The sequence below is a fragment of the Fructilactobacillus cliffordii genome (genome assembly GCF_024029355.1).
GTDB classification, from domain to species: domain Bacteria; phylum Bacillota; class Bacilli; order Lactobacillales; family Lactobacillaceae; genus Fructilactobacillus; species Fructilactobacillus cliffordii.
This window is the reverse complement of sequence record NZ_CP097117.1, coordinates 1,400,968-1,426,518: the sequence shown is the minus strand read 5'-3', so window position 1 is coordinate 1,426,518 and position 25,551 is coordinate 1,400,968. Positions and strand designations below refer to the sequence as shown.

General features: G+C 42.9%; 27 protein-coding genes. 4 read left to right on the top strand and 23 right to left on the bottom strand.

From position 1 onward, the window contains the following. Window position 1: 1 nt before the first annotated feature. Window positions 2-370 carry a LapA family protein gene (locus M3M38_RS07200; RefSeq protein WP_252767060.1) on the bottom strand — a complete coding sequence of 123 codons (369 nt, stop codon included), beginning with the start codon at window positions 368-370 and terminating at the stop codon, window positions 2-4. Window positions 371-375: 5 nt separating this feature from the next. Then, on the bottom strand, window positions 376-1,311 hold the full coding sequence (rnz, locus tag M3M38_RS07195) for a ribonuclease Z (RefSeq protein WP_252814063.1): 936 nt from the start codon (window positions 1,309-1,311) through the stop codon (window positions 376-378). A 169-nt stretch (window positions 1,312-1,480) separates the two neighbouring features. Here rnz and M3M38_RS07190 point away from each other — a divergent pair, with 169 nt between their 5' ends. Next, on the top strand, window positions 1,481-1,732 hold the full coding sequence (locus tag M3M38_RS07190; protein ID WP_252814061.1) for a hypothetical protein: 252 nt from the start codon (window positions 1,481-1,483) through the stop codon (window positions 1,730-1,732). 30 nt (window positions 1,733-1,762) lie between these two features. Here the strand turns inward: M3M38_RS07190 and obgE are convergent, their stop codons facing one another. Continuing rightward, window positions 1,763-3,070: a GTPase ObgE gene (gene obgE / locus M3M38_RS07185; protein WP_252814059.1), complete on the bottom strand. Its 1,308-nt coding sequence runs from the start codon at window positions 3,068-3,070 to the stop codon at window positions 1,763-1,765. Window positions 3,071-3,091: 21 nt separating this feature from the next. Further along, on the bottom strand, window positions 3,092-4,900 hold the full coding sequence (gene uvrC / locus M3M38_RS07180) for an excinuclease ABC subunit UvrC (protein WP_252814058.1): 1,809 nt from the start codon (window positions 4,898-4,900) through the stop codon (window positions 3,092-3,094). 145 nt (window positions 4,901-5,045) lie between these two features. Here uvrC and M3M38_RS07175 point away from each other — a divergent pair, with 145 nt between their 5' ends. Beyond that, window positions 5,046-5,216, top strand: coding sequence for an SPJ_0845 family protein (locus tag M3M38_RS07175; protein ID WP_252814056.1), 171 nt, complete (start codon window positions 5,046-5,048; stop codon window positions 5,214-5,216). 93 nt (window positions 5,217-5,309) lie between these two features. Here M3M38_RS07175 and M3M38_RS07170 read toward each other — a convergent pair whose 3' ends face one another. After that, the gene (locus tag M3M38_RS07170; protein WP_252814055.1) at window positions 5,310-5,840 is read right to left on the bottom strand and encodes a TetR/AcrR family transcriptional regulator; all 531 of its coding nucleotides are present in this window, start codon (window positions 5,838-5,840) and stop codon (window positions 5,310-5,312) included. 142 nt (window positions 5,841-5,982) lie between these two features. Between M3M38_RS07170 and M3M38_RS07165 the strand changes: the two genes are divergently transcribed. Beyond that, window positions 5,983-6,927: an alpha/beta hydrolase gene (locus M3M38_RS07165; protein ID WP_252814053.1), complete on the top strand. Its 945-nt coding sequence runs from the start codon at window positions 5,983-5,985 to the stop codon at window positions 6,925-6,927. A gap of 55 nt (window positions 6,928-6,982) precedes the next feature. Here the strand turns inward: M3M38_RS07165 and yihA are convergent, their stop codons facing one another. The 7 genes from yihA to rpsO all read right to left on the bottom strand — a co-directional run bounded on the left by yihA (window position 6,983) and on the right by rpsO (window position 14,911). Further along, the gene (gene yihA / locus M3M38_RS07160) at window positions 6,983-7,570 is read right to left on the bottom strand and encodes a ribosome biogenesis GTP-binding protein YihA/YsxC (RefSeq protein WP_252767052.1); all 588 of its coding nucleotides are present in this window, start codon (window positions 7,568-7,570) and stop codon (window positions 6,983-6,985) included. Between the two features lie 19 nt (window positions 7,571-7,589). After that, entirely contained in the window at window positions 7,590-8,882 is a 1,293-nt protein-coding gene (clpX, locus tag M3M38_RS07155; protein WP_252814051.1) for an ATP-dependent Clp protease ATP-binding subunit ClpX, read from the bottom strand. A gap of 140 nt (window positions 8,883-9,022) precedes the next feature. Continuing rightward, window positions 9,023-10,327, bottom strand: a complete 1,305-nt coding sequence (gene tig, locus M3M38_RS07150; RefSeq protein ID WP_252767050.1) for a trigger factor — start codon at window positions 10,325-10,327, stop codon at window positions 9,023-9,025. A gap of 146 nt (window positions 10,328-10,473) precedes the next feature. Continuing rightward, window positions 10,474-11,661 carry an elongation factor Tu gene (gene tuf / locus M3M38_RS07145; protein ID WP_252767049.1) on the bottom strand — a complete coding sequence of 396 codons (1,188 nt, stop codon included), beginning with the start codon at window positions 11,659-11,661 and terminating at the stop codon, window positions 10,474-10,476. A 166-nt stretch (window positions 11,662-11,827) separates the two neighbouring features. Continuing rightward, window positions 11,828-12,712 carry a hypothetical protein gene (locus M3M38_RS07140; RefSeq protein ID WP_252767048.1) on the bottom strand — a complete coding sequence of 295 codons (885 nt, stop codon included), beginning with the start codon at window positions 12,710-12,712 and terminating at the stop codon, window positions 11,828-11,830. A 56-nt stretch (window positions 12,713-12,768) separates the two neighbouring features. After that, window positions 12,769-14,484 carry a ribonuclease J gene (locus tag M3M38_RS07135; RefSeq protein WP_252814049.1) on the bottom strand — a complete coding sequence of 572 codons (1,716 nt, stop codon included), beginning with the start codon at window positions 14,482-14,484 and terminating at the stop codon, window positions 12,769-12,771. Window positions 14,485-14,641: 157 nt separating this feature from the next. Then, window positions 14,642-14,911 (bottom strand): 30S ribosomal protein S15, encoded by a 270-nt coding sequence (gene rpsO, locus M3M38_RS07130; protein ID WP_252767046.1) that lies wholly within the window; start codon window positions 14,909-14,911, stop codon window positions 14,642-14,644. A 229-nt stretch (window positions 14,912-15,140) separates the two neighbouring features. Between rpsO and rpsT the strand changes: the two genes are divergently transcribed. Beyond that, window positions 15,141-15,398 (top strand): 30S ribosomal protein S20, encoded by a 258-nt coding sequence (gene rpsT / locus M3M38_RS07125; protein WP_252767045.1) that lies wholly within the window; start codon window positions 15,141-15,143, stop codon window positions 15,396-15,398. Window positions 15,399-15,423: 25 nt separating this feature from the next. On the opposite strand, the gene holA is transcribed toward rpsT, so the two are convergent. The 11 genes from holA to typA all read right to left on the bottom strand — a co-directional run bounded on the left by holA (window position 15,424) and on the right by typA (window position 25,524). After that, window positions 15,424-16,446, bottom strand: coding sequence for a DNA polymerase III subunit delta (holA, locus tag M3M38_RS07120; protein WP_252814048.1), 1,023 nt, complete (start codon window positions 16,444-16,446; stop codon window positions 15,424-15,426). Next, the gene (locus tag M3M38_RS07115; protein WP_252814046.1) at window positions 16,424-18,088 is read right to left on the bottom strand and encodes a DNA internalization-related competence protein ComEC/Rec2; all 1,665 of its coding nucleotides are present in this window, start codon (window positions 18,086-18,088) and stop codon (window positions 16,424-16,426) included. The genes holA and M3M38_RS07115 overlap by 23 nt, the downstream gene beginning before the upstream one ends. 9 nt (window positions 18,089-18,097) lie before the next feature. Beyond that, window positions 18,098-18,631 carry a hypothetical protein gene (locus M3M38_RS07110; protein WP_252814044.1) on the bottom strand — a complete coding sequence of 178 codons (534 nt, stop codon included), beginning with the start codon at window positions 18,629-18,631 and terminating at the stop codon, window positions 18,098-18,100. A 59-nt stretch (window positions 18,632-18,690) separates the two neighbouring features. Beyond that, window positions 18,691-19,173, bottom strand: a complete 483-nt coding sequence (locus tag M3M38_RS07105) for a ComE operon protein 2 (RefSeq protein ID WP_252767042.1) — start codon at window positions 19,171-19,173, stop codon at window positions 18,691-18,693. A gap of 64 nt (window positions 19,174-19,237) precedes the next feature. Then, window positions 19,238-19,918, bottom strand: coding sequence for a ComEA family DNA-binding protein (locus tag M3M38_RS07100; protein WP_252814043.1), 681 nt, complete (start codon window positions 19,916-19,918; stop codon window positions 19,238-19,240). Between the two features lie 74 nt (window positions 19,919-19,992). Further along, the gene (locus M3M38_RS07095; protein WP_252814041.1) at window positions 19,993-21,042 is read right to left on the bottom strand and encodes a SepM family pheromone-processing serine protease; all 1,050 of its coding nucleotides are present in this window, start codon (window positions 21,040-21,042) and stop codon (window positions 19,993-19,995) included. Beyond that, on the bottom strand, window positions 21,035-21,517 hold the full coding sequence (coaD, locus tag M3M38_RS07090) for a pantetheine-phosphate adenylyltransferase (RefSeq protein WP_252767039.1): 483 nt from the start codon (window positions 21,515-21,517) through the stop codon (window positions 21,035-21,037). Before coaD ends, M3M38_RS07095 begins: the two co-directional genes overlap by 8 nt. Before the next feature lie 4 nt (window positions 21,518-21,521). Further along, window positions 21,522-22,076 (bottom strand): 16S rRNA (guanine(966)-N(2))-methyltransferase RsmD, encoded by a 555-nt coding sequence (rsmD, locus tag M3M38_RS07085; RefSeq protein ID WP_252814039.1) that lies wholly within the window; start codon window positions 22,074-22,076, stop codon window positions 21,522-21,524. A 2-nt stretch (window positions 22,077-22,078) separates the two neighbouring features. Next, window positions 22,079-22,333 carry a YlbG family protein gene (locus tag M3M38_RS07080; RefSeq protein WP_252814038.1) on the bottom strand — a complete coding sequence of 85 codons (255 nt, stop codon included), beginning with the start codon at window positions 22,331-22,333 and terminating at the stop codon, window positions 22,079-22,081. 13 nt (window positions 22,334-22,346) lie between these two features. Then, window positions 22,347-23,540, bottom strand: coding sequence for an FtsW/RodA/SpoVE family cell cycle protein (locus M3M38_RS07075; RefSeq protein WP_252814037.1), 1,194 nt, complete (start codon window positions 23,538-23,540; stop codon window positions 22,347-22,349). A 145-nt stretch (window positions 23,541-23,685) separates the two neighbouring features. Further along, window positions 23,686-25,524, bottom strand: a complete 1,839-nt coding sequence (gene typA / locus M3M38_RS07070) for a translational GTPase TypA (protein ID WP_252814036.1) — start codon at window positions 25,522-25,524, stop codon at window positions 23,686-23,688. Window positions 25,525-25,551: the final 27 nt, after the last annotated feature.

Here is a 25,551-nt window from a genome sequence, read left to right as displayed (position 1 = left end):
TCTATTGTGGGTCTGGTTTTGAATCAGTCGATTGGTTAACTTTAGCGGCTGCGGCTGCTTTTTGGTTCGCCAATTGCTCCTGATCTTGATCTAAAAGTTGTTGTTTTAAAGAAGCGATTTGTTGGTTTAAATCATTGATTTCTTTGTTAGCAGCTTTAGAAGCTCGGTGGTTTTTAAAGCTCGAAAACGAGGAAAAGAGGAACATTAAAATTGCTCCAACAAATAGACTCCCCAAGATGATTAAAATCAGCGGAAATTCAACCGTAGTAAAGCCAAAGTTGATTTCGGTACTGGTCATATTCATTAATACGAAAAATGCCATGATAATTACCAAAATAATCGCTGTAATTACTCCAATTTGTTTTTTCATGTGTGTTACTCCTTTTTCTTAAATGGAATATCCACCACATCAAAGTCTTTAACAACCTTGCTGTGCGGAAAAATTTGGCGGGCTTGCTGTTGTAACTCCCGGGCCATCTTGGCGGTGTAACGGGCAGAAATATGGGTTAATAACAACTGACCAACGTTAGCTTGAACGGCTCCCTGTGCTGCTTGGATGTTAGTCGAATGGAAATAGTTACGAGCTAACTTAGCTTCTCCCTTTCCAAAGGTACTTTCATGAACCAGAACATCCGCATCCTGAGCTAACTTTTTAATGTTAGTAGTCTTTCTGGTATCACCTAGAATCGTGACCGTTCTCCCTGGTTGTGGTTGACCAATAAAATCCTGTCCGTTAATCGTCCGTCCGTCGGCGAGAGTCACCTGCTCACCCAGTTTAAGCTTACCATAAACTGGACCAGCTGGGATATGCTCTTCTTGCAATTTTTCGACCATTAATTCGCCAGGATGATCATGTTCTTCTACCCGATAGCCCCAGGATTCAATTTGATGGTCCAACTGTTCCGCTTTCACTGTAAATTGATCATCTTCATAAATTACTCCGGGATCGGTTAGTTCCACGTAGTGAATTTGATACGCTAGCCGGGTTTGACTCACTTGCAATGAAGTTTGCACGTAGCGCTTGATGCCAACCGGACCGTAGATGGTTAAATCATCCGTTCCCCCTTGAAATGACCGGCTTGATAACAATCCGGGTAGCCCAAAAATGTGATCACCATGCAAGTGCGTAATAAAAATCTTATTAATCTTGCGGGGTTTTAAGGTGGACCGTAAAATTTGTTGTTGCGTTCCTTCCCCACAATCAAACATCCAAACCTCATTTGCTTCATCTAACAAGCGTAACACTACGCTTGAAACGTTTCTAAACTTACCGGGCACTCCCGCCCCCGTACCAAAAAACTCTAACTGCATATTTTTTCCCGTTCCTTTTCGGACTCATTAATGTATTTCAGCGCTAAAACTCATATAATAATTGTAGCTTATCTGAACTGAAAAATCATGGTCCCCTCAATTCGCACTTTCTAATCTGATTAGCAAAGCAGGTGATTTTATCCAACTTCATCAGTTTAACGTTTCGGCAGTGGATCTTGATTCCCACCGCACCCTGTTTGTCGAACTTAATCACAACGTGCAACCCGTCTCCGAATTACAACTACAGGACAACCGGCTATTTTTACTGCCAGCTGCTGCTCCGGCAAAGCCCCTCACTTTAGAACAGTTTGACGCTCGCACGCAAGCCTTAGATGGCCAGGTCGATCTTTTTCAAAGCATCGAGCAACCTCAACGACTCTATGGCTATCGGCTGCACGCCAATCAAATCATTTTCGGCTAAAAAAGTAGTTAACTTACGTTAACTACTTTTTTAATTTACGTAATCAAAAGTAAAGTCTAAGATGCGCACTAAGTCACCGTCCTTTGCCCCAGCATTCCGCAAAGCTTCATCAATTCCCATTCCACGCATTTGCCGTGTAAACCGCATTAAACTTTGGGCATGGTCAGTATTCGTCATCTTAAACAACCGCTCAATCTTAGCTCCGCTAATGACCCAGACACCATCTTCATCCCGTTGCAAGGTAAATGGTGACGTAGTTTCATTTTCCGCAGTGTAAACCACTTCGTCAGCTCCGACCGGCTCAAGTTCACTAACCACTGGAAACTTCGGTGTTTCTGCCAGTAACGCTCCCGTATCCCGTATGAGAGTCGTTAATCCCTGGTGGGTTACCGACGAAATTGGATCAATCTTTCGGGCTAGCTGATCATCGTGTTGGGCTAGTTCTGCCTTAAAATGTTCTAAATTAGTCGCCGAGTCGGGCAGATCCATTTTACTAGCCACGATAATTTGCGGTCGTTCTAACAGTTGCGGATCAAAGTTTTCTAATTCCGCGTTAATTTTTTGGTAGTCATCATACGGATCACGCCCTTCGACGCCACTCATATCCACTACGTGTAAAATGACTCGAGTCCGTTGGATGTGGCGCAAGAAAGCAAATCCCAATCCGACTCCCTGTGAAGCCCCTTCAATTAATCCAGGCAGGTCCGCAATGACAAAGTCATTACCATCATCGTTGCGCACAATTCCTAGGTTCGGAACTAGCGTTGTAAAGTGGTACTGAGCTACCTTCGGCTTCGAATTCGTAATGGTTTTTAAAAGCGTTGATTTCCCAGCCGACGGGAATCCAACCAGTCCCACATCAGCCAGCAACCGGAGTTGTAAACTAAGGTCCAGTTCTTCACCCGGTTCTCCGTTTTCTGCAATTTCTGGTGCCGAGTTTTTGGCCGTTGCAAAGTGCACGTTTCCTCGGCCCCCACGGCCACCTTTAGCAATCACCACTTCTTCGTCTGGTTTGGTCAGGTCGGCAATCGGTTGGTCGGTGGCTTGATTGTAAACGGTCGTGCCTTCGGGAACCTTAATCACCAGATCAGGGGCACTAGCACCCGTCATTTTTTTATTGGCCCCATTGCCACCGTTTTCGGCTTTAAAAACCTTTTTGTACTTAAAATCCATCAGGGTGCTCATTCCAGAATCAACCTGAAAGATCACATTACCACCGTGACCACCATCACCACCGGATGGTCCTCCATTGGGAACGTACTTTTCGCGGCGGAAGCCGACCATCCCGTCGCCTCCCTTACCCGCTTTTACCTTAAATTGTACTTGATCTACAAACATATTTTCTCCGTTCTTTAGTCGTTACTTCTGTGCGTGTTCTCCTACTGCCACTTGGTTGGCAAAGGAGTAGTGAATGGTCTGCGCCACCGTTTTAGAAATGCCTAACTGCTGCAATTCTTCGACTGAAGCAGCTTCAATCTTCTTCATGGACCCAAAGTTACGCAGTAATTTGTTTCGCGTCTTTGGCCCCACCCCTTTAATGCTATCTAACCGCGAGGTCATCGAATTCTTACTGTGTAGGTCATGGTGGAAGCTAATCGCAAAGCGGTGCACTTCGTCCTGAATCCGTTGCACCAGATAAAAAGCCTGACTGTGTGGATCCAAATCCACATGCTGATCATTAACTCCATAGAGTAGATCAGCAGTTTTATGCTTCGGATTCTTCACCATCCCGGCCACCGGAATGTCCAAATCCAGCTCGTTTTCTAAGACATCCTTCACGGCATTGAGCTGAATTTCACCCCCATCCATCAAAATCAAATCCGGCAATTCAGAATGTTCCTTTAGTAACCGCGTGTAACGCCGCCGAATGACTTCTCTGGTACTAGCTGCTTCATCTGCATGGGTAACCGTTTTTAACTTGTACTTACGGTACATGTTTTTGTTAGGTTTTCCATCTTCAAACACCACTAGGGCCGAAACTAAATCGGCTCCATCAATATGTGAGTGGTCAAAGGCTTCAATCCGATGTGCTGACGGTAAGCCTAAAACTTGACTCAGATCATGTGCGGCTCCGACCGTTTTGCGCTGGTTCATTTCTAGTAACCGGAATTTTTCATCTAACACATACTTGGCGTTTTCCTGCGCCATCCGCAACAAGGCCCGTTTTTGCCCCCGCACCGGCGTCCGCGCCGGAATCCCGGTTAACTGCGTAATCACATCTGTATCAATGCTCTTGGGCACCAAAATTTCACGGGGTTGCACCCGATCCTGCTGGTCATAGAACTGCACAATGAAGTTCGTGACCTCTTCTTCAGGAGTACTCAGAATTGGAAAAAGGCGCTTCGTTCGCTTCATTAAGCGAGCTTGGCGAATGTAGAACACTTGAATCGACAGCCACCCTTTGTCAGCGTAAAAGTTAAAGACGTCTCTCTGCGTATAGTCATGGGAAATAATTTTTTGCTTTTCGACCGTCGCCTGGATGTAGTTCAACTGATCCCGAATCTCCGCCGCCCGTTCAAACTCTAAGTTTTGAGCGGCTTCATTCATCCGCCGCGTCAGAATTTGTTTGGCTTCTGTTACGTTTCCGTTTAAGAAGGACTTAATCTTCTTAATCTGTGCTTGGTATTCCACTTTAGGAACCTCCCGAAAACAAGCTCCGAGGCACTGATCCATGTGGTAGTACAGGCAAGCTCGACCTTGGTATCCATTGCATCGTCGTAACGGGTACATTTTTTGCAAAAATTTTAACGTTTCGTCGGCTGCATAAACGTTAGGATAAGGTCCGTAGTAGTAGGCCCCATCGTTTTTTACATAACTAGTTACTAACATCCGGGGATCCCGTTCGTTGGTAATTTTAATGTAAGGATAGCCACCCGTCCCATTTTTGAGCCGAACGTTATAGTAAGGACGATACTTTTGGATTAAAGTGATTTCTAATAGAAAGGATTCCTTATCCGTCGCCGTAATAATGGTTTCGTAATCCGCAATGTTTTCGACCAGTTTGGCTCGTCGTCCATACTGCCGACTTTTAAAGTAGGAACGAACCCGGTTTTTTAAATTTTTGGATTTCCCCACGTAGATTACTTTGCCGTTCTGATCCTTCATAATGTAGACCCCCGGTTTTTCGGGTAGCAATTTTAATTTATTTTCGATGTGTTCTGAAGCCACTTGGTTCCCTCCTTTCCTCCGAGAGTTGCTTTCATAATTATAAATAACTTAATTTCATTTGTATAACTAAATGATTAAATTGACTATCGAACTAAATGACAACCAGAGTGTTTTTTGCTATCATATGCCCAAAGGAGTGAACGAAATGGGATTACACATCAATAAGCAAGCTGATTTAGACGAAATGTTGAATAAATTCGCCAAAATTAATCCAAAAGACAATCAACGTAGTGATTATATGAAAAAAGAAGACACAGAGGATCATGATGCCGAAACAAAACGCCACGACCGCTTCTTTAAAAAAGATGACAAGTAAGGAACTAGTCCCACGGGGCTGGTTCCTTTTTGTTTGGTGTAATCAAAATGCACTAGCTGTCATCTAACCAATTTAAAACCTTTGATTCCAAATTCACTTTGCTTCATTTTCAAATTTCAGTAAAATTTGAGCGATTTTTTTTGCTAACTCCGGAAGATTATCGAAGTCATTTTTTACCACGATTGCTTCCATCAAACCATCTATTCCATAATCAATGAATTCCAATTCAATCGGATCTAACTGTAAATTCTTATTCAATAACGATTTCCGGGTAAATTCATAAAACTTTTGCCGAAATAAATACGAAGAACTACTTCGAAACAGATTAGCAAAAAAACGTTGGTTGGTTTGAAAAAATTCTAACCAAATTAGCGTTTTGGCTTCCAACTGATTGGGATTTAAATCCTGACAAGCAGCAAATAATTGCTCAAGATAGGCGTTTAAAAATTGATCCATCAATTCATATTTATCAGAAAAATGTAAATAAAACGTTTTTCTGCCAATATTAGCTTCATCACAAATCATTTTAATGGTAATATCTTCTAAATCATTACGTTCTAGTAGTCGCTTAAAACTCGAAGCAATTGCTGTTCTGGTTTTAATTACTCGCCGATCCGTTGCCATCCAACCATCCTCTTCCTACCCACTTAGGATGCCAATGTGCATTAATTCAACTTTGGCAAAAATTGGGCATTGCATTAGTTTGCTTTTCAATTTATTATACTCTTGTGTAATAATTCATTGCAATGTAAAAAGGAGAGAAATAATGATTAAAAAAGAAAACGTTACATTTCCAGTTCGGGAATTGAATGACTTAGAAATGAAAGGCCAGCTATTTTTCCCAGCCGACTTCGATTCAACGAAAAAGCATCCAGCCATCGTAGTTAATCATCCTACTAGCAGTGATTTTAACCAGACATCCGGAAAAATTTATGCTACCAAACTGGCTCAACACGGGTGGCTTGCCCTAGCATATGATTCCCCTTATCAAGGTCAAAGTGCTGGTGAACCACATAATTCAGAAATTCCATTTGCGCGTACGGTTGGTGTCATCGCTGCCATTGATTTTTTGGACACGTTAGACTACGTTGATCATGATAAAATTGGCGCCATGGGAATTTGTGGCGGCGGTGGTTTCACGTTGAATGCTGCTAAAATTGATAAACGAATTAAAGCCGTAGCCGGAGTAGCTCCAGCTAACGTAGGGATGGTATACCGAGAAACTTTCGGACCTAATAACAATGCCTTAATTGACACCCTAAATGATATGGCCCAACAACGAACTGCCGAAGCTCAAGGAGCAGCAATTAAACATATTCCTGTTTTACCTGCTAGTCAAGAAGATCGGATTAAGGCCGGAATTACTGACGTCGATATTGAGCAAGCCATTGATTACTATTTAACCCCACGGGGCAATGATCAGTACGCTCCCAACCAATTTGTTTACACTAGCTTAGCCTTTGATTTCGGCTACGATCCATTAGCTCTAGCTGACAAATTGGCCACTCAACCGTTAGAATTAATCGTAGGAGATATTCCTGGTAGCTTTGCTTCCTATCGCTTTGCCTACGAATATTACGATCAGGCAGCCACTCAAGATAAGGAACTCACGGTCTTTTCTAACACGACTCACTACGATTTGTATGATCAGCCTGAAGCAACCGACAAAGCAGTCACTAAATTAGACGAATTCTTCACGGCTAAACTTTAATCTCAGCCTTTAAATTGAAAAGGATCATTGGAAAATATTTCCAATGATCCTTTTTTTATGCTTGCGTTTGTTGTTCAATCCAAGCCTCAATTTGGTCCTTACCTAACTTGGTTTTGGCTGAAAACATTACCAACGGTTCATCGTCTTCTAATTCCAGTTCCCGCCGTAACATTTGCTGTTGTTGGGGCACCTTACTTTTGGCGAGCTTATCTACCTTAGTGGCTACGTACAAAACGGGAATGTGGTAGTAGTCCAACCAATCTCGCATTTGTAAATCGTAGTCGCTCGGCTGGTGGCGGCCGTCAATCAGATTAATTACGCCACGCAGGGTTTCACGTTGAGTCAGATAGGTTTCAATCATCGTCGCCCACTTTTCGCGTTCCGTTTTGGAAACCTTAGCGTATCCGTAACCAGGAACGTCGACGAAGTATAACGCGTGATTAATTTCGTAAAAGTTTAACGTTTGGGTTTTTCCCGGTTGCCCTGAAGTATGGGCGTAATCACGTCGGTTAATCAACACGTTCGTTAACGACGATTTCCCGACGTTTGAGCGGCCCAGAAACCCAATTTCTGGATAACCAGTGGTCGGATATTGTTTCGGGTCGACGGCGCTCATGACTAAATCAACATCAGTTACTTTCATGTCAGTCCTCTTTCGCTGGCTATTTGACCTTCTTCTTTAAGACCAGTTTCGGTTCACTATGGTTCACCACCGTGTCCTTGGTTACAATCACTTCTTCAATATCTTTCCGACTTGGAATGATAAACATGATGTCTCGCATTACACTTTCGATAATCGACCGTAATCCCCGAGCTCCCGTGTTTCGACTAATGGCTTCTTGCGCCATTTCCTGCAGGGCTGGCTTTTCAAAGGTCAACTTAACCCCTTGCAGCGCTAAGAGTTTCTGGTACTGCTTGACTAAAGCATTCTTCGGTTCGGTTAAGATCCGCACTAGGTCTTCTTCATCTAATTTATTGAGTTCCGTTAGGATAGGCAGCCGACCAATGAATTCGGGGATTAAACCAAATTTCATTAAATCTTCTGGAATCACCTGTTGCATCAGGTCATCATCACTTTCAGCAATCACTTCTTGCCGGTTGGAACCAAATCCAATCGTTTGATCACCCAAGCGATGCTTAACAATGTCTTCAATTCCAGGGAAAGCTCCTCCAACGATAAAGAGAATGTTTTTAGTATCTACTTTAATAAAATCTTGTTGCGGGTTTTTCCGTCCTCCCTTTGGGGGAACGTTAGCAATCGTACCTTCTAAAATCTTTAGTAACGACTGTTGGACCCCCTCTCCGGAAACATCCCGAGTAATCGAAACGTTCTCGCTCTTTTTTGCGATTTTATCGATTTCGTCGATGTAAATGATTCCCTTTTCGGCCCGTTCCACGTCAAAATCAGCGTTTTGTAGCAATTTCAACAGGATGTTTTCAACGTCCTCACCCACGTAACCAGCTTCGGTTAACGTGGTTGCATCGGCAATCGCAAAGGGAACGTTAATAATGTTTGCCAGTGTTTGCGCGATGTACGTCTTCCCTGATCCAGTTGAGCCAATCATACAAATGTTACTCTTTTGGATTTCAGTATCTGCTTCTAAGGCCTGGTAAGCTTGCTGATCGCCATCCGTATCCTCTGCTTCATCATGATCCAAATCTTTAATTCGGAGGTAATGATTGTAAACGGCAACGGCTAAAGTTTTTTTTGCCTCTGTTTGGCCAATTACATAGTCATTCAGCTGTTCCACAATTTCTTCCGGAGTAAGCACCTTGATTTCTTCATCACTACCACCTTGTCCGCGTAGTTCATCAGAAATAATTTGGTTACATAAATCAATGCATTCATTACAAATGTAAACTCCAGGACCAGCTACAATTTTCTTCACCTGATCTTGGGTCTTACCACAGAATGAACAGCGCACTGCTTTGCTATTATCATCATCATCAAACATGTCTCTGTCCCCTTACTTTTCAATCTAAGTCAAAAGTGTCTTTCAAAACTATACCATAAAGCGGAGGGCTTGCAAAAAAGTTTGTTTACTCAAAAAAGACCATGTTAATCAACATGGTCTTTTAAAAGCAAAGTACTTAATTAGTCTTTGGTGTCGTCTTTACTAGAAGCTACTTGTTTAGCATCATCAGTAATTAGGTCAACAGCCTTTTCAATGGCAATGTCATGTTTCAACATGTCATCAGAGAGGGCACCACGAACGGCTTCTTCTTTCATTCCGTATTGTTCGGCCAAGTCTTTAACTTGCTTAGCAACTTCTTCGTCACTTGGTTCAATCTTTTCAGCTTTTACAATGGCCTCTAAGACCAAGCTCGTCTTAACCCGTTCTGGAGCCCCGGATTCAAATTGTTTCTTTAAGTCATCCTGGCTGGTTCCCGTTAACTTGAAGTACATGTCAGCAGAAATTCCTTGTTGTTGAATTCCCGCCAAGTATTGATCCATTTGCCGTTGTACATCTTCATCAAGCATTGCTTGCGGAATGTCCTTAACAGTTGCATTATCAACTGCTGCTTTAACAGCATCATTTTGTAATGCGTCGTGGGCACTAGTTTCTTTTTGTTCTTTAAGTTCTTTTTTAATCTTTTCTTTTAATTCATCTAAAGTGTCGACGTCTTCGTCAACATCCTTAGCAAATTCATCGTCTAGCTTAGGTAATTGTTTTTCTTTAACTTCGTGAATCTTAGTGTCAAAGATAGCTTCCTTACCAGCTAAATCTTTTTGCTGGTAGTCTTCTGGGAAAGTTACCTTAACTTGAACTTCATCATCAGCCTTGTGACCAACTAATTGATCTTCAAAACCTGGAATAAAGGAACCAGAACCAAGTTCTAGTGAGTAGTTGTTAGCCTTCCCACCTTCAAAATGATTACCGTCAATGGAACCATCAAAATCAATCGTAACCGTGTCACCATCTTTAGCAGGACGGTCAACCAAGACTAATTCAGCTTGGTTTTCGCGCATTGATTCCAGCTTAGCATCAACGTCCTTTTTGTAAACTCGAGTGTTTTGTTTAGGAACAGAGACACCCTTGTATTCACCTAATTCAACGTCAGGTTTAACACTAACTTCGGCTTTTAAAACCCATGGCTTACCTTTTTCCATGGATTCTACACTAATCTGTGGTTGACCAACTGCTTCAATCCCAGCGTCAGCTACTGCGCCTGCATATGCTGTAGGCAACAAAATGTTAAGTGCGTCTTGGTATAAAGCTTCCTCACCATACATTTGATTGAAGACCTGACGAGAAACCTTTCCCTTCCGGAAACCAGGAACGTTAAGATTCTTTTTGTTTTTTTGAAAGGCTTGGTCTAAACCAGACTTAATGTCGTCTAAACCAATTTCAAATTTTAATTCGCCTTGATTTGCTTCTTTTTTTAACCAATCTGCCATTTAAATTCCTCCAACATGAAAAAACAAACGTTTCTTCAAGTAATTAAGATACATTTCCATTTTAACGTATCCATCTAAAAATGTAAACATTTACAGCAATAGAAAAAGGCCGAAGACTATGTCTTCGACCTTTTTCAAAAGAACTATTAGTCGTCGATTTCAGTAACAGTACCGGCACCAACAGTGTGTCCACCTTCACGAATAGTGAACTTAGTTCCCTTTTCGATGGCAACTGGTTTCGTTAATTCAACGTGGAACGTAACGTTATCACCAGGCATAACCATTTCTTTGTCCTTGTCTAATTCAATCACACCAGTAACATCAGTAGTGTGGAAGTAGAATTGAGGACGGTAGTTTGAGAAGAATGGAGTGTGACGTCCACCTTCTTCTTTGGTCATGATGTACACTTCGGCAGTGAACTTTTCGTGAGTCTTAACTGAGCCAGGAGCTGCAAGTACTTGACCACGAACAACTTGTTCACGGTTAACACCACGAAGTAAGACACCAACGTTGTCCCCAGCTTCACCAAGATCAAGGGTCTTACGGAACATTTCAAGACCAGTAACAGTAGTCTTGATAATGTCAGGTACTAAACCAACGATTTCAACTTCGTCACCGACTTTAACAGTACCACGATCAATACGACCTGAAGCAACAGTACCACGACCAGTAATCGTAAATACGTCTTCAATAGGCATCAAGAATGGTTTGTCTTCGTCACGGTCTGGAGTTGGGATGTATTCGTCAACCGTATCCATTAATTTCATGATTTGTTCTTCAGCTTCTTTGTCACCGTTTAAGGCTTTCAAAGCGGAACCACGAATAACCGGAACATTGTCACCATCGTAACCATATTCTGATAATAATTCACGAACTTCCATTTCAACTAAGTCAATCAATTCGTCATCATCCACCATGTCAGTCTTGTTTAAGAAGACGATGATGTAATCAACACCAACTTGCTTAGCTAAAAGGATGTGTTCACGAGTTTGTGGCATCGGACCATCAGTTGCCGCAACAACTAAGATAGCACCATCCATTTGAGCAGCACCAGTAATCATGTTTTTAACATAATCGGCGTGTCCAGGAGCATCGATATGAGCGTAGTGACGCTTTTCAGTTTCGTATTCGATGTGGGCAGTATTAATAGTAATACCACGTTCTTTTTCTTCTGGAGCAGCATCGATATCAGCAAAGTCTTCAGCCTTAGCTAAACCTTTTTCTGACAATACTTTTGAAATTGCTGCAGTTAAAGTAGTCTTCCCGTGGTCAATATGGCCAATCGTACCAATATTAACGTGGGGCTTTGTTCTTTCGTAATGTTCTTTTGCCATTATGAAACCCTCCTATGATTTTCGTAAGACGTTCTTTGGATAAACCCCAAAGTATCTTTACCCCTATTATACAGCATAACGGGAAAAGATAAAGGGATTACCTCAAAGAATTCACTATCATATTATATCTACTGTTTCTCGATTTGTAAACACTTAAACCTTGGTTTTAATCAATTAAATTCGTCATTAGCTGGTCCACGGTCTTTAGCCATTTCTCGGCAGAGGCCCCATCACTTTCAAGCTTCTTCCCCTGAGCCTGTCGTTCAAACTGTACCAACCATTGTTCGGGATTATCAACTATATCATCCACGAAGGGATAGAGGTTTTGTAGTTCTACTTGAATCAATGCTTGCAGCTGTCCTTGTTTGATGGGGTCGGTGTGACCATAACGTTTTTCTAATAAATCCAGTAATTGGTGAAAAGCTTGACTTTCCGTACTATCGACTAATCGTTCCGGAACAACGGAATACTCATGATTATCAATCCATAAGAAGGAGACGTTGTCACTCATACGCAGGCGCATTAAGTTATTCAACAGTTGTAACCGCCACACGGGATGAACGTCTGCATCTACCAAATTTTTCCGGGTCGCTATGACATACTGATCTTTGGGTAACCGTTCCGCCTGAGAACTAATTTGTTGTTGTTCCACCACTGAAAAAGCCCCTAGGTGATTAAACTGCCTCACTAATCCCTCATTATTAGGAGCTGAATGTTCTGCCTGTTGCAGTTGAAATCGTTCAGAATCGGTTACAGCCAAAGGGAGCTGTGCCAAGATAATATGAGCTTCAATAAATCGATGGTCCGCTAGTAAAACTTCAAATAATAACGGTAGTTCTTCTCTGACAAAGTACGAAAAATGTTCGTCTACCAACCGATTAGCCGCTGTAATCTGGTGTTGTCTCATGAGGCTTTGCGCTAACGGAGCCAAAATCGCATCATCATCACTTTCATCATAAAGATCTAACAAAACAGCCGTGGCCTGAGCAATTTGGCCCACTTCCAAATCTGACTGGGCTTGTTTTAAGCGGTCTTGCTGTTGTTCATTCATCTTCACACCCCCCGATAAAACAAGAAAAGACTTGAGAGTTCCCAAATCTTTTCTCCTTATTTTTTCTTTTTGTTTTTAGCGTTCTTTGACCGACGATGGTGCTGATTAACTTCCATAATTACCGGTAAAATTACTGGTCGCCGATCTGTTTTCTTATAAAGAAAGGAACTTAACTTCTCACGGACATCTTGTTTCAGAAAGCCCCAGTCAAATTCTTTGTTATCTAAGTTGCTACGCACCGTTTTTTCAACGACGTCAGCTGCTTCATTTAAAAGCGCTTGATTGGATTGGGAGTAGATGAATCCGCGAGATGTTACCTTAGGCTTTTCCACAATTAACTTCTTCTTGCGGTCAATGGTTACTACTGCGATAAAGACTCCGTCCTGGGCTAGCACACTACGATCGCGTAGAACAATGTTACCAATGTCCCCAACCCCGATTCCATCAATCATAGTGTCAGAGGCAGAAACCGCTTGTGCCAGCTGCATTCCCTTTTCGTCAAACTCTATGACATCACCCTTGGCTGGCATTAAAACACGGTCAGCCGGGAAACCAGTAGCAAATACTGCATCAGCAGCTGCCTGAAGTTGGTGGTATTCCCCTTGAACGGGAATAAAGTATTCCGGATGAATCAAACTAGTCATCATTTGAATGTCGCTGCGCGTGGCATCACTAGCCAGGTTTAGATTTTCTCCAATGCTAGCAACCGTAGCGTCATCTTGGTAGATTAAGTCCCGAGTCTTAGCCCATTCATTATCCATCGAACGGAACGGATCGGTTGCTAGCAACACCAAGTCCCCACTTTGAATCTGAACTCGGGGATTCCGTTGACTAGCCATATCTTCTAACGAGCGCATTGCTTCCCCAGGTTGCCCGATGTGTAAAATAATCACTTGCTCGGGGTTCAATTGATTTAATTCTTTTTCTGATTTCACGAACAGGTGTGGTTCTGGATTGGTTACTTTTCCCAGCTCCAACGCCGTATCCAAAATCTCTTTAGATTTGTCGTTAGCAAAGAAAATCCGCCGATCAGTGGCTGCCGCGGCGTCAATGATTTCTTGGATCCGGAGCAGGTGATCTGCCAAACAAGTCACAATGATTCGACTTGCTTGAAAGTCAAAGACATCAACTAAGTAATCTCGGACCTTCTGCTCTTCAGCAACTGTCCCTTGATCTTCAGCATTGCGAGAATCACACAAGAGCGCTAGTACCTTGTGCTTGCCCACTGCTGCAATGGCAGCATAGTCAGCTTGGTACTCTGCAGGAACCGTTTGGTCAAACTTGAAGTCCCCGGTGTAGACAATACTCCCGAGGTCTGTTTGAATTGCAATCCCCACTGCGTCCGGAATGGAATGAGTTACGCCAAAAAAACTCACCGTTCCATCATCAAACACAATCTCACTACTATCACTAATGATGTGGAAATCATTAAATTTCTTAGCCTTTTTGTGTTTAGCAACCAACTTTTCCGCCAGCTTGATGGTCAGTTCTGTTCCAAAAACAGGTACGTCAAATTTACTTAAGAAGTATGGTAACGAACCAATCGAGTCCAATTGTCCAGAAGTTAGAAAAACACCCACAATCTTATCGGCATTTTCCTGTAAATAAGTGAAATCAGGGATGACGTAATCTACCCCCAGCATTTCATCAAGCGGAAATTTGGAGCCACAGTCTAAAATAAAAATGCTACTCCCATTAATTTCAATCGCAAACAGGTCTTTCCCCTCTTCACGAACCCCACCAAGGGGAATCACTTTAACGTTTTTTTTCATTAATTGTACACCTCAAATTACTAGTTCAAATTATTTTCAGAAGCAAAAGCTTCAAGCCGTCCCTAATATATCTAGTAACTAGTGTAACATACTCAACCAAAATTAGGCAGAAAAAAAGAGCCCCACACCAAGTGTTGGACTCTAAAAGGTCAGCGTTTTAACGACGAAGGCCTAGACTCTTAATTAATTCACGGTAGCTTTGTACGTCATTTTTACGTAAGTAAGCCAATAAGTTACGACGGTGACCAATTTTTTTCATTAAGCCCCGTTGTGAGTGAAAGTCCTTCTTGTGAACTTTCATGTGTTCGTTAATTTCATTAATGTCAGCAGTTAAAACCGCGATTTGAACTTCCGTTGAACCGGTGTCCCCTTCGTGTTTAGCGTACTTGTTAATGATGTCTGTCTTTTCTTCTTTAGTTAAAGCCATTTGCTTTTCCACCTTTCTTCTTCTAATCCCTTGTTCTGAGTATTACGTCAGTGACTCGTAAAACTAAGCACAAGTTACGCTATTAAGCGTACACTTTTTCGCTTCGTTACGCAACCCTCTTTGTTTAATCCCCCCGAAGTATTGCATTTAAAGCCACTTTTTTGTATAATTAGGCTTGTTAAACTGTGAAATAGATGAGATTATTTCACTAAGTGGAGGTGAATAAAACATGCCAGTTATTAAATCAGCAATCGAACGGATGAAGACCAACGAAATTGCCCGCAAACGGAATGCTTCTGAAAAGAACTCAATGCGGAGTGCCATCAAGAAATTTGAAAAGGCTAGTGTAAATGGTGCTGAAGATATCGACCGGATCTACCGGGACGCCATCTCCGCCATTGACCACACTAAATCAAAGGGTCTCATCAAAGCTAACAACGCCAACCGGAAAAAGGCTCACTTAGCTCGCGTTAAAAACTCTTTATAAAAACAAAAAACACTTAGCAAAATTGCTAAGTGTTTTTTTGACTAAATTGAATAGCAAACATTTCAAAGAGCAGTTCGGGATTCACAGTGCTGCTTTTTAGTTTGTGCTCAATTTCAACTAACGCAGCAAAGGACTCTTCTAAGTAAGAAACGGAAAAGCGGGCAATCATTCGACTCGCAATTTTGATTCGGTACGGGTGAACCTTTAGCATTTGCGCCATGTGTGCTTGACTCTGACCGTGCTGCTGTAAAATCTTAACCTGCAACAACAACCGAAATTGCGACTCTAAAAGCGCATTGATCTTAATCGGGTCTTCGCGTTGCATCAGCAGTTCATGATAAAACTCAATTGCGGTATTAGTTTTGCCGGCGAGTAGATCATCGGACAAATCAAACACATTTTGCGTCGTAGACTTGGCTACCAACTGATTGACAGCATCCACAGTAATCACATGTTGCTCCCGACAAAATAAGAACAGCTTCTGCAGCTCGTTCATAATTAACGTCAGATCTCCCTGGGTGCGCGCAAACAGTTCGGACACCGCATCCGGCTCAATTTGATAATCTTGTTTTTGAATAAAGTGGCGGACAAACTCCGTCGTTTCTCGCTCTGAAATCGCATTTAGATCAATCAACGTCGCGCTCTTTTTTAGTTGTTTAGTAACCTTTTTCCGGTTATCTAACTTTTCATACGGAGCAAACACCACTAAGACGGTCGCGGGAGACGGATTTTGCAAATAAGCAGTTAGATCGTCTAATTCTTGCTTACCAGTTGCTTTCCCCTTCATGCCCGTCAAAAAGGCGGCATTTTGAATCACAACCACCCGTTGGTCACCAAAAAACGGAACCGATTGAGCATCGTTTAAAGCGTCCCCTAACGACGTTTCCTCCAAATCATAGGTGGCAAAATTCATCGTCCGTTCTTCTGTTGGAATTAACTGCTGAAGTCGAGATAAAATTTGATTCTCCCAGTAGTCACTCCGACCAATCACCAAATACAGAGGTTGCGGTGCCGTACTAATTTGTTCAATTATCTGACTGATTGCCATGCCTAATTTCCTTCCACTTGGTTTCAAATTCAGGTTCATGAAATAAGCCACCATACTGGTAACGAATCATACCCATCGTCTGGGTATTAAACAATTGAACGTGATGCCGTCGCATAGTGAGTAGCGTCTCTTGATTGGGATGACCGTACCGATTGTTCCGCCCAGCAGAAATAATGCCAATTTGAGGCGCAATTACTTGAATAAACGCATCCGCTGACGAGGTCTTACTTCCATGATGTCCTAATTTTAACACGTCCACTCGTAACTGCGGATAATGATTTAAGAGTTCATGTTCCTCGTCCTGCGGCAAATCACCCGTAAAGAGGAATTTTTGTCCGCCGAATTGTCCATACAGTACCATCGAATCCTGATTTTCGCCTAAGCCCGGTCGAAACGGGTGTAACACCTGTAACCGGGTAGCCGGAATCGTTTGTCCGGCTTTCACACTAAGCAACTGGGTCTGGTTTAAATACGGTTGGATCTTCCGCATAAAATGCTGATTTTGATCCATTCCCCACGGGATAAACACCCGTTTCACCTTAAACTCGGCTAAGAAACTGGTCAAATCTCCGACGTGATCCGCGTCTTGATGGCTTAAACAGATGTTATCAATCCGGCTAATTCCTTTGCTTTTTAGGTACGGAATCGTGGTAGTCGGTGCTAAGTGAACGGTCGGATGCCCCTGTTTAGCAAAGAAGTTGGGCTTACCCCCAGTATCAATCAGGGTTACGGAGTGATTTAACGGTTCACGAACCAAGATGCCATCACCTTGCCCCACATCAAAAAAACTGACTTCTCCGGTAAGGGGAAAATGAATTAGCAGGACCGTCACAACGACTAATCCACCGAGGCAGAGGCCCCGTTTCCAGCTCCACCGCTCCATTAAAAGGAGCAACAGCATGATGCTCACCAGGACTATCCAGCCCGGTGGTTGACCCAGTGTGATACTACCCGGTGCCGTCGCCAACCAGTTCGTAATCTGGCTAAACCACTGCAGCACGGTTTCTGTACCCCAAATGGTACTTTTAAACACCAGTTGCCACGCGTAATTAAGTAAGATTAACGGAAATAAGATTCCGGTAAATAACGGTACAAAAATCAGGTTAGCTGCCAACGACAGCCAATGCCACTCATAAAAATAAAATAGTAATAACGGCAGACTCACGAGGTTTAAAATCATAGTTTTTTTCAAGTTCCCAGCATCCCGACAGTAATACATCGTAAATGACAACAGGAATGACAGCTGAAAGCCTAGTTGTCCAACATTCCATGGATTAAGCAACAAGCAAATCATTAGCGTTAACGACCAGTAATCCAGTCCGCTTCTCTTCAACTTTCCGAGTTTAAACCAGTAACGTTGTTCCACGGTTAGGGTTGCCCTTAGTAAACCGATTGCCCCACCAGCCATGCCGCAGTAGAAAGGTAACAATAGCATTGCGCCACATTCGGACGCTTCCTTACGGAAATGCAACAGCGTCGCTACCCACATCCACAGGTTCAACAATACATAGACATGTAAGCCAGCTAAGCTAAATAAATGAATTAAGTTTAATTTCTTAATTCCGCTACTACTCTCCCGAAATTCAGCGGTCCGATCCCCAAACAAAAGACTCTGCACGTAACTACGTAATTGTTTTGGCATTGACGTTGCTTATGCTAAGCCCCATGCCCGACACTGATGAATCATTCCGGTCAGACTAGTAGTTGGTGCTGGTTGCACGCACGAGACATCACTAACCTGCAGGTCTCCGCTAATTCCCTGGCTGCGCGCATAACCCAGTGAATCAAAAGCGCCCCAATTTGAAGCTGTTTGGGTCACACTCAAGGTACCAGTAACTTGCAACCGAACTCGCTTCGTCGTTTGCAATGCAACCTGATTTTTTAAGGGCCGCCCGTGAAAAAAGATCCGTTGGTGGTTAGCTAACTCCCCGATCCCACGCAAACTCATTTTGGTATTAACCACTTGATCTGGAAAAGCAACCAGTTCGAGGGTTTGCACCCGCCCGACTCGTGCTTGCATTTGTCGGGTTTGGTGTTGCACCGTCTGTTGGGCCTGCCAGCCAACTGTAAGCGGAATCACTAAGTTGAGTACATTCAACCACCAAAAGTGGCGTAAGTGAAGCCGCCAGATTCGCAATAACCAAATGCCCGTTAAAAATAGTCCGCTTGGGATATCCACCATCATGGTCCACATCGTTAGTACCCATAAAAAGGCCGTAAAGACAAAAAAATTTGGTTTAATCGTTAGTCAATGGAAAAGTAATCAGCCAGTGGTGAATCTTCTAGTTGGTGATGGTCGAGCTCGATTTTTTCGACCACCACACCCTCTTTACGTAAGAGTCGTTCTGCGTACTCATTGTTGTGATATTCACGCAGATACTTAATTTTTTTAATTCCAGCCTGCAGTAACATCTTGGTACATTGCAAACACGGAAAATCCGTTACATAAATTTCAGCTTGATCGGTTGATTCTCCAAACTTGGCACACTGTAACACGGCATTCATTTCAGCATGAATAGTCCGCTCGCAATGACCGTTCACAAGATAACAACCCACATCAATACAGTGATCATCACCAGAGACAGAACCATTATACCCGCCGGCAATAATGCGTTTATTCCGCACTAAAACTGCTCCCACGGACAACCTTTCACAGGTACTGCGGCTCGAAATTAAGACTGCTTGTAACATGAAATATTGATCCCACGGAATTCTCTTGTTTGCCATTGCTGTTCCTCCATTTTAGCTTCGAATGGTTTCAGTATACCAAGAAAAGCGCTGCGATTCATGATTAAACCGTTAGGGAATTTTGCAATTGCGTAACTGTTTTCGACCCAAAGCCCGGCACATTTTTCAGATCATCCACCGCTTTAAACGACCCAGTCTGTTGCCGATACGCAATGATTTTTTCTGCCTTTTTAGCTCCTACTCCAGAAATCGACTGGAGTTGGGTGGCATCTGCCTGATTCAAATTAATCTTACCGGTACTACCCGATCCAGCCAGTGTAGCGGCGTTACTTGCTGGAGCTGCTGAACCAGCCTGTGCATTACTAGGACCAACTGGGGGTTTCTCACCCTGATTGGGCACGTACAAAATCGTTTGATCAGTTGCCTTTTGAGCTAGATTGACCTGATTGGCGTCCGCACTTTCCAAAAATCCCCCAGCCAGTTGGATGATTTTATCGACCCTTGTATCCGGTGCCACTTGATAAACTCCGGGTTGCTTAACTGCCCCTTTCACATCAACCACCACATTTCCCGTTGGCTTTGCTTTTACCGGTTTGGCAGTAGCTTTTTCCTTGGATGCGACTGCAGTTGCTGGAGTCGTCTTTATTGCAGGAGCTGGCGTTGCCGTTTGATTGCTCCACCAAAAAATACCCACGCAGAGCAACCCGACTAACCCTCCAACTCCCACTAAACTTCCCTTCCATTTCCAAGCTAACTGCTCCCACCATTCGCTGATTCTTTCCATTGTTTCCACCCCTTTCTCTTAATTAGATACGAAAAAAAGCTAATCTTCCGTTAGGAAAACCAGCTTTTTGCAATTTAGTGCGTTTCTAAATAATGTAGGGCTTGGTCAAACGACGTTACTGGCACCACTTTCATTCCTGGTGCGTACTTTTTGGCCGTTTCCTTGGCCACCTGATAGTTGGTTCTGTGTCCTTCTTCTAAGGCCAGGTTCATCTTCGTAGGTTTAACGTACGGGCAGAAGAACACCTTGGCCCCACTCTTGTTGGCAGCAATAATCTTCTTATCTACCCCACCAATTTCACCCACTTGACCGTTAGTGGCAATCGTTCCAGTTCCGGCAATCTTTTTAACGTTATACTGCTTATGCGTTAGTTGACTGTAAACTTGCAAGGCAAACATCAAACCACCAGAAGGACCTCCAATTTGACCAGGTTGAATTTGAGCAGTTGGATCAGTCTTAATTGACATATCATCAATCATAGTAATTCCGATTCCATTAAATCCCTTTACAATTTCTCGTTTTTGCCCTTTCACCACCATCTGGTGTCCGTCGCGCTTAAAAGTAATTGTCAGCGGGGCATTTTCAGGTAAACTCTTAATATAATTTACGTATTCAGTACTCTTCGTCAATTGCTTCCCATTCACGGATTCCACCAGATCAGCGGGACGAAGTCGGTTCTTAAAGTCTGACTGAGGGAAGACGTTTAAAACGTAAACTCCATGGTAACTTTTAGTGACAGAGCGATTCGCGTATTGGTATCCCACGGTAATCGCGTTGTTAATCGCACTGTCCATGTAAACCTTTTGAACGTTGTTAAAATCAGCGTTATTTTGGCCACCAGTTACTGAGTTCTGGCTCTGAATGTCAATGTGGGGATCAAAAATTTTCCAAACGTAGGAATATGGATGAGCCTGAGAGATGGAAACCGCTGTAATCATAAACTCGTTGTGCTTCAGCGGCTTCTCACCCTTAATTTTAACCATTGGTTGAATGTTAATTGCTTCTCCTGGGGCCTCCACGACCTTGTTCAACGGCCAGAAAAAAAACCATAACACGGCCACTAAAAAGGCCGCCACGACGAAGGCCGAAGCCGTCTTTTTATTTTTTTGCCAAAATTTACGCATGATTACTCCTTTCTTGCAGTGCCCGTGCTACGGGATCCGGTACAAACTTATGTACATCTCCACCAAACGAATTAATTTCTTTCACCATGGAAGAGGAAATTAACTCGTAATTACGATTAGCAAACAATAAAATTGTTTCAATTTGTTCATCTAGTAAACCATTCAAGTTGGCAATCTCTTGTTCATACACAAAATCCCGAGAATCACGCGTTCCGCGCACTACAATGTTGGTGTGTTGTGACTTCACGAATTCAGCCGTCAACCCACTGTAACTAGCAACGCTCACATTGGTAATTCCTTGGGTACTTTCCTTAATCAGAGCGATTCGTTCATCTACGGAAAACAAACTTTGTTTACTGGGATTCATCCCAATTGCCACAATTACATGGTCAAAAATTTCACTGGCCCGCTTAATAATGTTTAAGTGTCCGTTGGTTAACGGATCAAAACTGCCGGGATAAACCGCCGTTTTCATGATGTTATTCCTTTCCTTGATAGATGGTGACTAACGTCAAACCGTAATCTTTCTGCCGTATGAGTTCGTAATGTTCTACTGCTTTTAGATCAGCTGTATGGTCGGTTTCACAAATCACCAGCCCTTTCGGTCGGAGTAAGTGTAAATCCCAAATTTCTGCCAATTGATTGGTCATTTGTTGGGCTGCGTACGGCGGATCCAAAAAAATAACGTCAAACCGATTGTCTTGCTGAGCTAAGGTTTGCAATGCCTTTTCCGCTGGCATCTTCCACACGATCACCGTTTGGTCTGGGTCGTTAACCATCGCTGCGTTTTGTTTAATCGTTTTAATGGCCGCAAACTGACGATCGACTAAAACCGCACGTTGCATTCCTCGTGATAAAGCCTCCAAAGCGACAGCTCCTGAACCGGCAAAGAGGTCCAAGAAAATGCCACCATGAAAATATGGTCCAATCATATTAAAAATCGATTCTCGTACCTTGTCAGTCGTTGGGCGGGTCTTATTTCCTGGAACCGGATGTAATTTGCGTCCCCCGTAAGTCCCTGCAATAATCCGCATGCCTATCCAGCTCCTTCCACCGTCTGGTTCAAGTCTTCAAATTGAAACGATAGGGTTTTCGTCGGCACTAAATCAACTTTCTTAACCATCCGGAGTTGATTAAGTTCCTGCATAATCTTATTTACATCCGCCTGTTGAACATACAAGATTGCATAACGCATCCGACGCGAAACGTAGCGAACGTCTCCAAAGCGTTGCAACGTTTTGGCCTGTTTGATGGAAAACAAAGAAACTAATAATTCCGTTCGTTTTTCCATAATTAGTCCCCTCCTAATTTCGTAAACTGCGTAAGCGCGGCACACGTTGATCACGAATCCGCTGCTCATTATGGCTAATTTTCATTACCAAGCCTAAGCACAAGCTTAAAGTAATGATACTGGATCCCCCATAACTAATAAAGGGTAACGTTACCCCCGTTAACGGGACAAAACCAACTGCTCCTCCAGCATTAAAAAGTGTTTGAATCATTAGGTATGCGGCCGTTCCATAACAAATCGTACTGTAATAAATGTTAGTGGTTCGAATCCCAATCTTAATTGTCCGTGCTATCAGAATGAACAATAGCGCTAAAATCAAAACCACCCCAACTAATCCAAGCTCCTCTGAAATAATGGGCAAGATAAAGTCGGTATTCGGTTCGGCCAAATATCCCATTTTTTGAATTGAATTACCAAGTCCGCGACCAAACAAACCACCGTTACTAATGGCATAGTAAGAATTAATCAACTGTTGTCCAGAACTCTGAGCGTGCAAGAACGGATCGGCAAACGAAACAAACCGTTGAATTTTATAATTACTACTATTATCGGCAAATTGAATAATCCAACTTCCCGCTAAATGCATCACCATTAACGGTAATACCAGACAAAAGCTCACGATTCCCACCACAAGTTTGGGAGCCGTACTGGCTGCTAGAAACATAATGACAATAATGAAGAGGTTAATTGCAAACCCACCGGTATCTGGTTGAGCTAATACTAAGAAAAGAATCAAAATTGGTAAAAACAATGGTTTTAGATTATAGGTAGTTGCCCGCCAGAGTCCTTCTTGGGCGATAATACTCGACCGCTTATTAAAGAAGTTCGCAAAATAAATGATGAAGTAAAATTTACAGAGCTCCGCTGGCTGCAAGTTAATCGGTCCCAAGTTAATCCACCCAGCAGCTCCATTAATCTTTTTACTAACAAAAAAGACCCCAATTAACAAGACCACTAGAATGCCACTAAACACCATGATAAAATAGACGTTTTGAAAAATTTTTAGTTTAATGCGATACATCAAAAACATCAAAATCATCGCAATCGCGACAAACCCAATTTGTTTATAAAGATAGGCGGTCGCAAAACCTCCGTGGGTCAGTCCGATTCCAGCACTTGAAGAATAGACCATGACAATTCCAATGCCACAAAGCAATAAATATGGGAAAAATAGATACCAATCTAGTCCTTTAAAAAACTTCTTCATCGTTCATTCTCCGACTTCCTTTTTTAAATTCAGTACTTTCATTGTACTATAAATTAACGTACTTTCAGCAAGAAAACTATTTCAATTTTTTAGTAAGTACCGTACAAAAAAAGACCACCAATAATGGCAGTCTTTTTGCGTTTAATTAACGGTTATGTTTTTGCTTCTTCGCAGCTTTTTCCCGTTCGTTCGTGTTCAAGATACGTTTCCGTAAACGAACGTGGTCTGGCGTAACTTCACAAAGTTCATCACTGTTCAAGAATTCCAAGGATTCTTCTAAAGTCAAGTGCACGGGTGCCTTAACCTTGGCAATATCTTCAGAACCAGCGGCCCGGACGTTCGTTTGGTTCCGACCTCTCGTGATGTTCACGGAAATATCGTTATCCCGGGAGTTTTCCCCGACAATCATTCCTTCGTAAACTTCCGTACCTGGATCAGTAAAAATCTTACCCCGGTCTTGCACAGCCATGATAGCGTAAGTGGTTACCTTACCAGTGTTAATTGAAACCAAAGTTCCGTTCCGACGACCTGGGTCCCAGTTCTTAACTACGGGAGCATACTTTTCAAAACTGTGGTTCATGATTCCATATCCATGCGTTAAAGACAGAAATTGCGTGGAGTATCCGATTAAGCCTCGAGATGGAACCAAGAAACTGAGTCGGGTTTGACCGTTACCGACACTTTCCATGTTTTGCATTTCCCCTTTACGTTGGGAAAGGGTATCAATGATGGCCCCGGAGTACTCTTCTGGAGTATCAATTTGAACTGATTCGTATGGTTCGCATTTTACTCCGTCAATTTCTTTGTAAATAACTTCGGGACGAGAAACTTGTAATTCAAAGCCTTCCCGCCGTAAAGTTTCGATCAAGATGGACAAGTGCAATTCACCACGTCCAGAAACCAACCAAGCACCTGGATCATCAGTGTCTTCCACTCGGAGAGAAACATCAGTGTGCAATTCCCGTTCAAGCCGGTCAATTAACTGCCGCGCCGTCACGAACTTACCGTCTTTACCTACAAATGGCGACGTGTTCGTTCCAAACGTCATTTGCATGGTTGGCTCGTCAATCCGCAAGATTGGAAGTGGTTCTAATGCATCTGGGGCAACGACCGTTTCTCCAACGTTAATGTCTTCCATTCCAGATACCGCAATCAGGTCTCCGGCCTTGGCTTCGGTGATGTCAACCTTGTTCAAGCCGACAAATCCCATGATCTTTGTCACCCGGAATTTTTGTTGGGAACCATCCAACTTCATTACGACCACGTTGTCACCAACTTTAATCTTGCCCCGAAAGACCCGACCAATTCCGATCCGACCCACGAAATCATCGTAATCAAGCATGGCAACTTGGAATTGTAATGGATCTTCTGAGTTATCGATTGGGGCAGGAATGTTGTCTAAGATGGTGTCAAAGATCGGCTTCATCGTGTGTTCTTGACTATCAAGGTCAGGATCAAGACTGGAAGTCCCGTTCATTGCTGAAGCGTATACCACTGGGAAGTCTAATTGACTTTCGTCAGCCCCTAATTCAATGAAGAGGTCCAAAACTTCGTCAACCACTTCTTCAGGACGAGCACCGGGCTTATCCACTTTGTTGATTACTACGATGGGCGTCAAATGTTGGTCCAAAGCCTTTTTCAGCACGAACCGCGTTTGTGGCATCGTACCTTCAGCAGCATCAACCACCAAAAGCACCCCATCAACCATCCGCATAATCCGTTCTACTTCACCACCAAAGTCGGCATGTCCGGGAGTATCCAAGATGTTAATTTGTTTGCCATCGTACTTAACGGCCGTGTTCTTTGATAAAATGGTGATTCCACGTTCCCGTTCAATCGGGTTCGTATCCATGGCCCGGTCTTGGATTTGTTCGTGACCATCTAACGTGTCAGATTGCTTTAAAAGTTCGTTAACCAAGGTCGTTTTACCGTGGTCAACGTGGGCAATAATGGCAATGTTTCTAATATCATCTCTTGTTTTCAAATGTGGTTCCTCCTCCAAAGCATAAAA